Source organism: Sinomonas sp. (assembly GCF_051955515.1).
Taxonomy (GTDB): domain Bacteria; phylum Actinomycetota; class Actinomycetes; order Actinomycetales; family Micrococcaceae; genus Sinomonas.
Genome location: NZ_JBQCGQ010000186.1, coordinates 15,786 through 27,868, shown reverse-complemented (window position 1 = coordinate 27,868; position 12,083 = coordinate 15,786). Strand labels below are relative to the sequence as shown.

Annotated in this window: 10 protein-coding genes; 4 read left to right on the top strand and 6 right to left on the bottom strand. The window is 66.6% G+C overall.

Annotated features, from left to right (window positions below; genetic code table 11):
• Positions 1-159: 159 nt before the first annotated feature.
• The 3 genes from ACTHL9_RS10660 to ACTHL9_RS10650 all read right to left on the bottom strand — a co-directional run bounded on the left by ACTHL9_RS10660 (position 160) and on the right by ACTHL9_RS10650 (position 3,798).
• Positions 160-1,632, bottom strand: coding sequence for an aldehyde dehydrogenase (NADP(+)) (locus ACTHL9_RS10660; RefSeq protein ID WP_440518976.1), 1,473 nt, complete (start codon positions 1,630-1,632; stop codon positions 160-162).
• Entirely contained in the window at positions 1,629-2,969 is a 1,341-nt protein-coding gene (locus ACTHL9_RS10655; protein WP_440518974.1) for an enolase C-terminal domain-like protein, read from the bottom strand. Before ACTHL9_RS10655 ends, ACTHL9_RS10660 begins: the two co-directional genes overlap by 4 nt.
• Positions 2,970-3,051: 82 nt before the next feature.
• The gene (locus ACTHL9_RS10650) at positions 3,052-3,798 is read right to left on the bottom strand and encodes a GntR family transcriptional regulator (protein WP_440518973.1); all 747 of its coding nucleotides are present in this window, start codon (positions 3,796-3,798) and stop codon (positions 3,052-3,054) included.
• Between the two features lie 142 nt (positions 3,799-3,940).
• Between ACTHL9_RS10650 and ACTHL9_RS10645 the strand changes: the two genes are divergently transcribed.
• Genes ACTHL9_RS10645 through ACTHL9_RS10635 form a run of 3 tightly spaced genes read left to right on the top strand, consistent with a single transcriptional unit; the run spans position 3,941 to position 6,424 of the window.
• Complete coding sequence (locus tag ACTHL9_RS10645; protein WP_440518971.1) at positions 3,941-4,915, top strand: glutamate ABC transporter substrate-binding protein; 975 nt, start codon at positions 3,941-3,943, stop codon at positions 4,913-4,915.
• 7 nt (positions 4,916-4,922) lie between these two features.
• On the top strand, positions 4,923-5,570 hold the full coding sequence (locus ACTHL9_RS10640; protein WP_440518969.1) for an amino acid ABC transporter permease: 648 nt from the start codon (positions 4,923-4,925) through the stop codon (positions 5,568-5,570).
• Positions 5,567-6,424: an amino acid ABC transporter permease gene (locus ACTHL9_RS10635; RefSeq protein ID WP_440518967.1), complete on the top strand. Its 858-nt coding sequence runs from the start codon at positions 5,567-5,569 to the stop codon at positions 6,422-6,424. The genes ACTHL9_RS10640 and ACTHL9_RS10635 overlap by 4 nt, the downstream gene beginning before the upstream one ends.
• Before the next feature lie 3 nt (positions 6,425-6,427).
• On the opposite strand, the gene ACTHL9_RS10630 is transcribed toward ACTHL9_RS10635, so the two are convergent.
• The 3 genes from ACTHL9_RS10630 to ACTHL9_RS10620 all read right to left on the bottom strand — a co-directional run bounded on the left by ACTHL9_RS10630 (position 6,428) and on the right by ACTHL9_RS10620 (position 8,827).
• The gene (locus tag ACTHL9_RS10630) at positions 6,428-6,889 is read right to left on the bottom strand and encodes a GatB/YqeY domain-containing protein (protein WP_440518966.1); all 462 of its coding nucleotides are present in this window, start codon (positions 6,887-6,889) and stop codon (positions 6,428-6,430) included.
• Positions 6,890-6,933: 44 nt separating this feature from the next.
• Positions 6,934-7,278 carry a hypothetical protein gene (locus ACTHL9_RS10625; protein WP_440518964.1) on the bottom strand — a complete coding sequence of 115 codons (345 nt, stop codon included), beginning with the start codon at positions 7,276-7,278 and terminating at the stop codon, positions 6,934-6,936.
• 91 nt (positions 7,279-7,369) lie between these two features.
• Positions 7,370-8,827 carry a purine-cytosine permease family protein gene (locus ACTHL9_RS10620; RefSeq protein ID WP_440518962.1) on the bottom strand — a complete coding sequence of 486 codons (1,458 nt, stop codon included), beginning with the start codon at positions 8,825-8,827 and terminating at the stop codon, positions 7,370-7,372.
• 344 nt (positions 8,828-9,171) lie between these two features.
• Here ACTHL9_RS10620 and ACTHL9_RS10615 point away from each other — a divergent pair, with 344 nt between their 5' ends.
• Positions 9,172-12,066 (top strand): alkaline phosphatase family protein, encoded by a 2,895-nt coding sequence (locus ACTHL9_RS10615; RefSeq protein WP_440518961.1) that lies wholly within the window; start codon positions 9,172-9,174, stop codon positions 12,064-12,066.
• Positions 12,067-12,083: the final 17 nt, after the last annotated feature.

Here is a 12,083-nt window from a genome sequence, read left to right as displayed (position 1 = left end):
GAAGCCCGGCGACGGTGGGTGCCTCACGTTGGAGGTCGTAGACCTCGTCTCCGCGAACGGCCGCAACACGCGGGCCGCCGGCGGAGGGATCCCACACGCGAGCGACCAACACGGCCTTCTCGGCGTCCTCGGGCAGGACTCGCTTCAAGAGGTCGCTCACTAGGCTCCCTTTCGCTCTGGGCGCTTCCACACGCCGTCGACTCTTTGGGGCACGCCCCACAGATTGTCATCGCGCAACGGCTCCGGGAGCCGCGCCTCGGGCCAGCTCTGGTACGCGACCGGGCGGAGGAAACGGCGGATCGCGGCGGTCCCCACCGACGTCGTGTTGCTCGACGTAGCAGGGTAAGGGCCGCCGTGGTGCTGCGCATAGCTGACCGTCACGCCGGTCGGCCAACCGTTCCACAGCACTCGGCCGCTGCGCTCAGCGAGCTTTTCGCTGAGCTCATCGATCGATTCGTCGGCGGCGTCGCGGTCGGTGCCGTGAATCGCCGTCGTGAGCTGGCCCTCGAGGGTGTCCACAAGGCCGTGGAGCTCGGTCGCGTCGGCGTATCGGACGATCACGCTCGCCGGCCCGAACATCTCGCGGCGCAGCAGCTCGGGGTCGGCGAGCGCATCGCGAGCCTCGGCCACCAGAACGGTGGGGCGCGGCGCCTCGTCGAAGCTTCCGGGGACCAGCACGCGGACGCCCGGCTGGGACGAGACCTCGCCCACGGCCTCCGCGAACCCGTCGTGCAGCCGCTCGGCCAGGAGCGGGTGGAGGGGAACGTCGCGCAGCGCGTTGACGAGGGGTTCTTCGAGCTCCGCGTCCTCCCCGGCCGGCACGAACAGCAGCCCTGGCTTCGTGCAGAACTGGCCCATGCCGAGCGTAAACGAGCCGGCATAGTCGGCGAGGATCTGCTCCCGGCGCTCGTCCCACGCTGCGGGCGTGACGACCACGGCGTTGATCCCGCCCAGCTCGCCGTAGAACGGAATGGGCTCGGAGCGCGCGGCGGCGACGTCCATGAGGGCTCGGCCGCCGGCCGTAGAGCCGGTGAAGCCGATGGCCTTGACCAGCGGGTGCTCCACGAGGGCCACTCCGGCTTCGCGACCGGTCACGAGCGCGAACAGCCCGGCGGGAGCGCCGGCTTTCTCGAGGCCGCGGACGACGGCGGCGGCCGTCCGCGCGGCGAGCTCCCGGTGCGCTTCGTGGGCCTTGTGCACGACGGCGCAGCCCGCCGCGAGAGCCGAGGCCGTGTCCCCGCCGGCCACGCTGAACGCGAAGGGGAAGTTGGACGCTCCGAAGACGCCCACGACACCCAGCGGCACGTTCACCCGACGGATGTCGGGGCGCGGGCCCATGCCCCACCCGGGGTCGGCGTGATCGATGGTCGCGTCGAGGTGCTCCCCCGAACGGATCTCTTCTGCGAAGAGCCGCAGTTGGAAGGTGGAGCGGCGGAGTTCGCCCGCGAGCCGCTGCTCGCCGAGGTGAGTCTCGCGCCCGGCGATCTCGATGAGCTCCGAAGCCTCGGCGTCGAGCTCGTCCGCGACGGACTCGAGCCAGGTGGCCCGGGTCTCGGGAGTCGCGCTCCTTGCCTTGAGGAATGCCGCGTGCGCGGCCTCGACCACTGAGGTGAGTTCTGCCGTCGTCGTCATCGTGCGTCTCCCGCCAGAGTAGGAACGGAGACCGCGGCGCGGTCCCCCACTTCGTGCCAGCCCGCGCCGGAGGGGAACTCCCACCGTTCGCGCGAGGCGGCGAGCATCTCGGCGCTGGTCCCCGGCAGCTGCGGCGCGAGGTAGCAACCGTGCTCGATCCGGACGGGCTCGGCGAAGTGCTCGTGGAGGTGGTCGACGTATTCGATCATGCGGTCCTCCTGTGTGCCTGAGACGGCGGCGAAGTCGAAGAAGGAGAAGTGCTGGACGAGTTCGCACAGGCCCACGCCGCCCGCGTGGGGGCAGACCGGGACGCCGAACTTGGCGGCCAGGAGGACGTTCGCGATGTTCTCATTGACACCGGCGACCCGGGTCGAGTCGAGCTGGAGGACGTCGATCGCGCCAGCCTGGAGGAGCTGCTTGAAGACGATGCGGTTGGCCACGGCCTCCCCGGTGGCGACGCGCACGGGCGCCACTCCCCTGCGGATCGCGGCGTGGCCGAGGATGTCGTCCGTGCTCGTGGGCTCCTCGATCCAGTACGGCTCGAATTCGCGGAGCGCGTTGACCCACTCGATGGCCTCGGGCACGTCCCAGCGCTGGTTGGCATCGATGGCGATCGGCAGGGAGCCGACAGTCTCGCGAGCGAGGCGCAGGCGACGGCGGTCGTCGTCGAGGCTCCCGCCGACCTTGAGCTTGATCATCGAGAAGCCGTCGGCGGCGGCCTCGCGGCTGAGGCGCACGAGCTTCTCGTCGCTGTAGCCGAGCCAGCCCGGCGAGGTCGTGTAGGCCGGGTAGCCGCTGGCCTGGAGTTGGGCGATGCGCTCCGCCTTGCCCTCCTGCCCGGCGCGCAGGATCTCGAGGGCCTGCGCGGGCGAGAGCGCGTCCGAGATGTGGGTGAAATCGACGACGTCCACGAGCTCTTCGGGGCTCAGCTCGCTGAGGAGAAGCCAGAGCGGCTTGCCCTCGCGCCGGGCGCGAAGATCCCACAGTGCGCTGATGAGGGCGCCGCACGCCATGTGGCTCACGCCCTTCTCGGGGCCGAGCCAGCGGAGCTGGGAGTCGTGGACGAGGCGGCGGGACGCCCCGCCGAGGTCGGTCACGAGCTCATCGGCATCCAGGCCCAGGAGGAGGGCGGCGTACGACTCGATAGCGCGGACGATGATCTCGTTGCCTCGGCCGCCCGTGAAGACGAAGCCGTGGCCCTCCTCGCCCTCGTCCGTCCGGATGATGACGTACGCGGCGGAGTAGTCCGGGTCGACGTTCACGGCGTCCGAGCCGTCGAGTTCGAGCGAGGTGGGGAAGCGGATGTCGTGTGCCGTGATCGCGGAAACGCGGGACATGAGGCCCTCTCAAACTGGGACAAAGATCCTATAGGAATTGACAAAACCATATCGAGATCGGACGGGGTGGAGTCAAGCCTGACTAGCGCGCGACCCGCATCCTGGGGCGACTGGACCGCTCGAGGGCCGGCAGGCCGCCGTCGTCCGTGTAGGCCTGGGCGAAGCGGTCGAAGGCGTTGAAGATGTGCCGGCTCATCGCGGCCTCGGCCCCCGCTCCGTCACAGGCCGAGATCGCCGCCGCGATCTCAGCGTGCTCCTCAGCCGTGCGGTCCCCGCCGATGTCGGCTGGATAGAGGCGGAAGGTGTGCAGGTGGCAGTGGGTCTGCTCGAAGGCGTGCCGGACCACCGGGTTTCCCGCCGCCTCGAGAATGAGACCGTGGAATCTCGTGTCATGGGCAACGAGGAGCTGCCGCAGGTCGCCGCCTTCGCCGATGGCCTCCTCGAGCGCAGCAAGCTCGGCTCGGAGGCCGCGGCCCGGATTTGAGAGACGGTCGACGGCGGCCGACCTCGCCGCCCACGGCTCCACCAGGAGACGGAACTCGAACAGCGCCCGCAGTTCCTCGGGGCCGAGCAACGGCGTGGTGCTGTAGCCGCGGCCGGGGCTGGAGACCACGAGGTTGTCGCCCTCGAGCCGCTGGAGTGCCTCGCGGACAGGCGTCTGGGAGATCTCGAGGCGGCGGGAGACGGCGTCGATGGTGATGCGCTCATCCGGGGCGAGTTCGCCGTCGAGAATCATGGCGCGGAGGACGGCGTATGCCTCCCCCGCCGCCTTGCCGCGGGGAGTTTCGGCCGGGGCGGAGGCCGGGGCAGCGGCGGGTCTGAGGGTCATGCCGATATGATCCCACTTTTTCCTATAGGGCCGTCCAGGCCTCATAGGGCGGACGGCCCGGCGTTTCAACCGCGACGGCCGGGGTACGCACTTCACGATAGGACCGTGCACTACGACCGGAGCGCAACGGGGAGGAACGGCCATGGATCGAATCGACATTGACGGACGCAGCCTGACGAGGCGCAGGGTGCTCGGCTTGGGCATTGGAACACTTGGCGCGGGAATGCTGGCGGCCTGTTCGAATACACCGTCCCTACCCGCATCATCTGGTTCGGCGAGCTCGGGCGGCGCCTCGGGCTCGATCATCGACCTGGCCGCCTACGACGCCGTGCTTGCCAAGGGGGCTGTAGCGGATGCGTCGCTCGTCGAGGCTAACTCGTGGGCCAAGGCCATCAAGGCGCGCGGGGTCATCAACCGCGGCGGCACGGACACGTCGTCGCTGTTCTCCTTGCGGGATCCTGCAACCGGAAAGGTCGCTGGCTTCGACGCCGGGATCTCCCAACTCCTCGCAAAGTACATTACGGGCCAGCCGAAGGAGAACCTCAGCCAGGTCACGGTGGATACGCGCGAAACGCTCCTGCAGAACCAGTCCGTGGACCTCATCATCGCTACCTATTCGATCACGCCAGCAAGGCAGCAGAAGGTGGACTTCGCCGGCCCCTATTACGAGTCCAAATCTGCGATCCTCGTGAAATCGACAACAAACAATATCAATTCGGTCGATGACCTCGCAGGCAAAACCGTCGCTACCCAGACGGCGAGCACCGGCGTCGCACTCCTCCAGAAATTCGCGCCCAAGGCGAACGTCCAGACCTTCGACGACAACCCGAAGTGCCTCGCAGCCGTTCAGCAGGGACGGGTCGACGCCTACGTGATCGACCAATCGATCCTGCTCTCGGACGTCGCCAAGAACAAGGACGTCAAACTTGTCGGAGACCCGTTCGGCAACTCGGATCCGTATGGGATCGGGCTCCACAAGGGAACGGACGCGTTGGCCTTCGTCAACGCCTGGCTCAAGGCCATGGAGGCAGACGGCACCTGGGCCGCTCTCTGGAAGGCCACCGTCGGCCAGGTGGTCAAGACCGATCCTCCTACTCCGCCCGCCATCGCCTCCTGATCCAGCCATGCAGGAGCTGTTCACCACCTACCTATCCCAGCTGCTCGACGGACTATGGATGACCGTGAGGCTCACGGCGGTGAGCTTCCTCGGGTCGCTCGTGGTGGGGACAATCGTGGCCGCGTTCCGGATCAGCCCCATCGTGCCGCTTCGAGCAGTCGGAAGGCTGTACGTCGAGCTGTTCGTGAATATTCCCCTCATCAGCCTCCTCGTCATCGTGACGTTCGGGCTTCCTGACGTGGGAGTGACCTTCGATCTCTTCACGTGCGCGGCCGTGTCGATGGTGCTTCTTGGCGGCGCGTTCACCTGTGAGGCCATCCGCACGGGCGTCAATGCGGTCTCCGTAGGGCAGATCGAGGCGGCTCGCTCCATCGGTCTCGACTTCTTCGGCGTTCTGCGGCACGTCCTGTTCCCCCAGGCCTACCGGAGCGTGGTCCAACCGCTCGTCAATGTGTTCATCGGAATCCTGCTGAGTTCCTCGCTCGCTGGCGTCATCGGCGTGAAAGACCTCACCCTGCAGGTGTCTGAGATCAACAACCAAGCGGCCCTCGGGCTCACGGCCTATATGATCGCAGCCTTCGCGTACGTCATCATCTCGCTTCTGGCGGGCTGGGCCGGAGCACGCCTCGAGAAGCGCTGGAGGGTCCAGCGGTGAGCACTCAGGAGCACATCTTCGACGCCGCGGGACCTCGCGGGCGGCGCACCATCCGGATAGTGACGGTGTTGAGCGTGCTGGCGATTGCCGCCGTCGTCGTCCTGGTGATCCTGCGATTCAGCGCGGCGGGGCAGCTGGCTGCCGACCGCTGGGCCGAGTTCACCCAGTGGCCGTACATCCAATTCCTCCTCGCCGGTCTCGGCAACACGGCCATTGCAGCCGCGGTTGCCGCCCTCTTCGCAATCCCGACGGCGCTTCTCATGGCGTTGGCCCGCACGTCACACCGGGCGTGGCTCCGGCGCCCCGCCACGGCGTATATCGAATTCTTCCGATCTGTCCCGCTGCTGCTCGTCGTCTACATCTTCGTGAGCGGATTGCCGACGTACGGGATCAACCCTGACATCTTCTGGAAACTCGTCATCCCCATTGCCCTCTGCAGCTCGGGCGTCATGGCTGAGATCTTCCGTGCAGGAATCCTCGCCCTTCCAGCCGGGCAGGTCGAAGCGGCGCTGAGCATTGGCCTGCAGCACTCCCAGGCCACGCGGTACGTTGTGCTGCCGCAGGCTGTCCGCATCGTTGTCCCGTCGATGGTGGCCCAACTCGTCGTCCTGCTCAAGGACACGACCCTCGGCTATGCGGTCAGCTATCCGGAACTCATGAAGACGGCGAACAACCTCACGGCCTACACGAATCACCTGATCCAGACGTACCTCGTGATCGGTGCCGTGTATGTGGTGACCAACATCCTCATCTCGCATTTCGCGCGGTATCTCGAGGCACGGATTTCGGGGCGCACCGCTCGAACTGGCCGCCCGGCCGAAGAGCGGGAGGCTGCACGCGCGACGATTGGATGACCTCTAGGCGAGCTTTGCGCGAACGATCTCGCTGACCGTCTTGCCGTCGAACCTGCCCGCGACCTCAGCGGTGACCGGCTTCATCACTTGGCCCATCTGCCGCATGCTCAGCTCCAGGCCGGCTTCCTTGAGGCCAGCGATCACGTTGTCGACGATCGCCTCGACCTCCTCGCGGGAGAGCGCCTTCGGGAGGTACGCCTCGATGACCATCGCCTCGGCGAGCTCGCGGTCGGCGCGGTCCTGCTCGCCGGCCTCCGCGTAGATCGAGGCAGTTTCCCGGCGCTTGGCCGCCTCCTTCTGCAGGAGCGAGGTCAGCTGCACGTCGTCGAGGGTCACGGGCGTCTTGCCGGACTTCTCGCGCGTCTCGATCTCGCCGAGGACGTTCCTGACGGTCTGGAGAGACACTCGGTCGCCGTCCTTCATGTGCTTCACGACGTCCTGCTGCAGCTGTTCCTTGAGCGACATTTCGTTGCCTTCTTCCGTCTCGGCGCATTCGCCTGCTCGGGGCGTCAGGACCGGGCCGTCTCCTTTTCGAGGACCTCGACATCGCACCCGAAGAACATGATGGTGTTCCAATCGTCCGGCATCGGCTCCACGGGACGCACGCCGAGGGCGTCAAGCCACTCGGGAAGCTGGCTGGGGTAGTCGAGACCGAAGACAGCTCCCTGTGGGTTCCTCCCTGCGAACACTGCGGTCACCTCCTCGTGCTGGCAGATCACGCCCTTCCACCTGCGCCCATGCCGCCGATGCCTCAGCGAATGGACCTCCAGCCAGAGCCGCTGGTCTGGCTGGAGGCCCCGCGCGACCTCCTCAAGACGGCCCCGCAGATTCTTGGCCTCGCGCTTGTCGATCATGTCTCTCCCCCCGACGCCGATCAGCTGTTGCCCCCGATCCGACCCTCCCACACATCTGCCCGTGGAAGACCGAGGACTCGCCACCGCCGGTCTAGGCGAGGGGGGCGCGCTCCTCGCCGGTGGGGTCGCTGGCGTCAAGCTCGACGGCGTCACGGCCGACGGCGTCAGCCGGGACCGGGCGGTGGGTCGCCTTCGCCCAGGGGTAGTAGATCGCCGCTGTCACCGCGATGCCGACGATCCACGAGATGTCCGTACCGCCGAGAAGCTTGGTGATCGGTCCGGTGTAGAGCGATTGCGAGAGGAACGGAATCTGCACGAGGATCCCGACGGCATAGGACGTGAGCGCCACCTTGTTCCACCGGCCGTAGCGACCCGCGGGGTTGTAGAGGGCCGGGACGTCGATGCGGTCACCCGAGATCTTGTAGTAGTCGATCAGGTTGATCACGGACCACGGCGTGAACACCATCAGGAGCAGCAGGATGAAGTTCTTGAAGAGGTTGAGGAAGTCCGACGACGCCACAAGCGCCACGACGACGCTCACGGCGATGACGGCGAGCACCGCGAACACCCGGGCAGATGGCCTGACACTCGAGCGCCGCGTGAACGCCGTCGAGATCGTCACCGAGCACATGAACGAACCGTAGGCATTCAGGCAGTTCACAGTCAGCTTGCCGGTCACGATCATGACGTAGACCGCGAACGCGAGGAGACCCCCACCAGCGAGATTGCCCATGTACCCGACTTGGTTGGCGAGGAAGTTCCCGCCGAGCCCGGCGGCAGAGAGGCCCCCCGCGAGCGCGCCGATGGTCATGGCGCACTGTGCGCCGATCGTGGAGCCCGCGAAAGTGCACCAGAAGGTGCGCCTCTCGCTTGTCTGCTGGGGAAGGTAACGCGAGTAGTCGGCAACATACGGGCCGAAGGTGAGCTGCCATCCGGCGGCGACGGAGATGGCCACGAGGAACGTCGAGAGCTCGAACGGCTTGACGAAGACCGCGTGTGAGACGTCGTAGCGGGTGAAGATGGAGACGGTCAGATAGGCGAAGCCCAGGAGTCCGAGCACGGTCGCCACGCGTCCGAGCGCGTGGATGTACCGGTAGCCGAGGATGGCCAGGACCGCCGTGGCCGCGCCGAAGATGAGGATGCCGATACTGCGGTTGTCCGTGCCGATGATCAGGTTGATGGCCTCCCCCGAGAGCACCGTTCCCGTCGCGGCGAAGCCCACGTACATGAGGATCACGAAGACGAGCGGGATCACGGCTCCGAGGACGCCGAACTGCGCGCGGCTCGAGATCATCTGTGGAAGTCCGAGCTTGGGGCCCTGGGCGGAGTGCAGCGCCATCACCGTGCCGCCGAGGAGGTTCCCCACAAGCAGGCCGATGATGGCCCAGAAGGCGTCCGCTCCGAAGACGACTGCGAGGGCTCCGTCCACGATGGCCGTGATCTGCGCGTTCGCGCCGAACCACAGCGTGAACTGATCCCGCGGGCGCCCATGGCGTTCACTGGCGGGAACTCTGTCGATGGACCGGATCTCGATGGCTGATGCCGCCATGCCGCTCTCCTATGAGTCGAAACGTGTGGATCCATTTCACGCCACCGCTCCCGCGCTCGGGTGGCATGGGACACAGATGACATCCGGTATTCCAGACGTCGGACCTGCGCCTCATCCGCCGTGAGATCCGGGACGCCCTTCGCTGACCCTGTTCCCCCTGAGTTCAACGAAGGATCACAGGCCCTTCACAGGAACGTAAGGCTCGGCCGCCAAGCTTGCAGGGCCGGGATCCGGCCCTCACGCTCTTGCGTCCCTCAAGCCACCGGGGGCAGAGCCTCCCGGAACACATCAAAGACTCGTCCACGCGCCGCAAGCGCTGTGGGCTGAGAAGAGGAGAACCGCACATGGCCAAGTGGCTAAGAGCCAACCGAAGATTCCTCGACATCCGACAGGGAGCGGCTTTCGGCCTGCGACGGCTGTCCACGATCGCAGAGGGACGAAAGCCGCTCGCTATCGCCTCAGCAACCTGCGCGCTCGCGCTCGTCGGCGGCGGCATCGCCGCTGCATCGACGATCGCCTTCGGCCAAAAGCAGGTCGGCTCCGAAAACGAGAACGGGCTGCAGGTCTCGTCGAATCAGGTGATCAAGCCCATCGGCGACCGCCTGATGACACCGTTCGGCAAGATCATGGGCTCGACCGTGAGCCCCGACGGCCATTATCTGGTGGGGACCAGCACCGACCGCTCGATCGACCTGCAGGTCTTCGACCTCAGCACCTACAAGCCGGTCGCGGCAGCGGGCACCATGACGGCGACGTCATTCTCCTCGGCGGCGAGCAGTGCCGGTTACGGGAACATGGCCTACCAGAAGGTCTCCGACGGCTCGGTCGGCCAGGAGGGCCCTGTCTTCTCCCCCGACGGCAAGTTCCTCTACGAGCCGGTAGCCACTGGCATCGTCCGCTACCCGTTCAACGCGGACGGATCCCTCGGTGCCGGGACGAAGATCAGCATTCCCACGGCAGCAGGAAAGCAGGCGCTGACCGCCGGCATCGCGTTCTCCCCCGACGGCTCGGCGCTCTACGCCGCGGTCAACGGGCAGAACACCGTCGTCGCCATCGACCCTGTCGCAGGGACGGTCAAGCAGACGTTCACCACCGGCATCGCCCCGCGCCAGCTCAAGTTCGTCGGCACCAAGCTGTACGTCTCGAATGAAGGGGGCCGTCAGGCCGCCCCGGGCGAGGCGACGATGGACTCCTACGGCACCCAGGTCCCGGCGGACGGGAATCTGGGCACCTCGACCAGCGGCACACTGAGCGTGATCGACACCGCCAACACCTCGGCTCCGGTCTCGTCGATCGACGTCCAGCTTCACCCGACTGCGATGTACCTCGACGGCACTACGCTGTATGTGGCCAATACCAACAGCGACACCGTTTCGGTCGTGGATACGGCGAGCAACAAGGTCCTGCAGACCATCGCGGCGCAGCCGTGGGCTCCGTCTCAGGTGGGCTACGAGCCTACGGGCATCGCGATGCAGGGCGATCACCTGCTGGTCTCGCTCGGTCGCGCCAACGCGATCGCGGTCTACAAGGTCGACAAGCAGGACCCGAAAGACCCGGCCAGCTACATCGGCCTGCTGCCGACGGACTACTACCCCGGGAACGTCAGTGCGGTGAACGGCCAGATCGTGGTCACGAACATCCGCGGCATCGACGCCCGCGGACCGGAGCTCAGCTTCAACAAGGGCCCCGGCACTACGGTCGCGACCGGCCACGGCACGCACTCCACCACGGCTTCCCTCACCAAGTTCACGCTGCCGGGCGACGACCAGATCAAGCAGTACACCGACACGGTCTTCCAGCAGAACGGCTGGGACGGCAGCTCGGTCAAGCAGGCGACCGCTGCCGAGGCCGCGAACATTCCCGCCGTCGCGGTCCCCAAGCGGATCGGCGATCCCTCGACGATCAAGCACGTGTTCCTGATCGTCAAGGAGAACCGCACCTACGATCAGGTCTACGGCGACATGAAGCAGGGCAATGGCGATGCGTCGCTCGCCCAGTTCGGCGCGAAGGTCACGCCGAACCAGCACGCTCTGGCGGCCCAATTCGGCCTGTACGACAACACGTACGACATCGGCACGAACTCGGCCGAGGGCCACAACTGGATGATGCAGGGCGACGACCCTGCGTACACGGAGACCAGCGCGGGCGAGTACACGCGCTCGTACGACACCGAGGACGACGTGCTGGGCCACCAGCGCTCCGGCTTCCTGTGGACCTCCATCCAGGCCGCTGGGAACACCGCAAGGAACTACGGCGAGTTCGACTCCGAAGAAGGCAAGCCGGCAGGTGCCACCTGGCAGAACTACTACTGTGCGGCCACGAGCACCATGGCGGGCGGAGACCCGGCCCAGCTCTTCGCCCCCTCGCTGCAGATGCACGCCGGATCGGCCATCCCCTCGCTCAATGCGATCACCGACACGAACGCCGCGCCGTTCGACACCGCGGTACCGGACATCTACCGCTACGCGACCTGGAAGCAGGACTTCGAGAAGAACGGCCCGAAGAACTTCCAGATGATGTGGCTCTCAAGCGATCACACCGGCGGCACCGCGGACCCGGAGGCCCAGGTCGCAGACAACGATCTCGCCGTCGGCAAGATCGTCGATGAGATCTCCCATTCCCAGTACTGGAAGGATTCTGCGATCTTCATTGCCGAGGACGACAGCCAGAACGGCGCCGACCACGTCGATGGCCACCGCGCCCCGGTCCAGGTCATCAGCCCCTATGCCGTGCACGGGCAGACCGTCAGCACCTTCTATTCGCAGATCAGCATGGTCCGGACGATCGAGCAGATCCTCGGCGCCCAGCCACTGAACCAGAAGGTCGCGGCGGCCACTCCGATGTTCGACGCCTTCACCAACAAGCCTGACCTGGCGCCCTTCACGGCCGTCCCGAACCAGGTGCCGCTCACTGAGGGCGTCAAGACCGCACCGGCGTGCGGCAACGACACCCTCGGCCAGACGGGCGCCTCCGCCGCAGCGGTGAACGAGTCCGCTGCCAAGGCAGCTGCGGTCCCGGACTCGATGAAGCACACGGCTGCGGAGTGGGACGACTGGTCCGAGGAGCAGCACCTGACCGGCAACGGCGCGAAGGAAGACTTCGCGAACCCCGCGCTGTTCAACCGCTGGACCTGGTACCAGACGCACAACTGGGAGACCCCGTACCCGGGCGACGCCCAGATCTACGGCCCGGACGACGTCCCCGGCGTTCCCGCGGGCTCGACCAACCACGACGACTGACCCACCTCGATCCGTTG

Coding starts and splice junctions, on each gene's coding strand:
- ACTHL9_RS10660 (WP_440518976.1), bottom strand. CDS start 1,632: ATGACGACGACGGCAGAACTCACCTCAGTGGTCGAGGCCGCGCACGCG.
- ACTHL9_RS10655 (WP_440518974.1), bottom strand. CDS start 2,969: ATGTCCCGCGTTTCCGCGATCACGGCACACGACATCCGCTTCCCCACC.
- ACTHL9_RS10650 (WP_440518973.1), bottom strand. CDS start 3,798: ATGACCCTCAGACCCGCCGCTGCCCCGGCCTCCGCCCCGGCCGAAACT.
- ACTHL9_RS10645 (WP_440518971.1), top strand. CDS start 3,941: ATGGATCGAATCGACATTGACGGACGCAGCCTGACGAGGCGCAGGGTG.
- ACTHL9_RS10640 (WP_440518969.1), top strand. CDS start 4,923: ATGCAGGAGCTGTTCACCACCTACCTATCCCAGCTGCTCGACGGACTA.
- ACTHL9_RS10630 (WP_440518966.1), bottom strand. CDS start 6,889: ATGTCGCTCAAGGAACAGCTGCAGCAGGACGTCGTGAAGCACATGAAG.
- ACTHL9_RS10625 (WP_440518964.1), bottom strand. CDS start 7,278: ATGATCGACAAGCGCGAGGCCAAGAATCTGCGGGGCCGTCTTGAGGAG.
- ACTHL9_RS10620 (WP_440518962.1), bottom strand. CDS start 8,827: ATGGCGGCATCAGCCATCGAGATCCGGTCCATCGACAGAGTTCCCGCC.
- ACTHL9_RS10615 (WP_440518961.1), top strand. CDS start 9,172: ATGGCCAAGTGGCTAAGAGCCAACCGAAGATTCCTCGACATCCGACAG.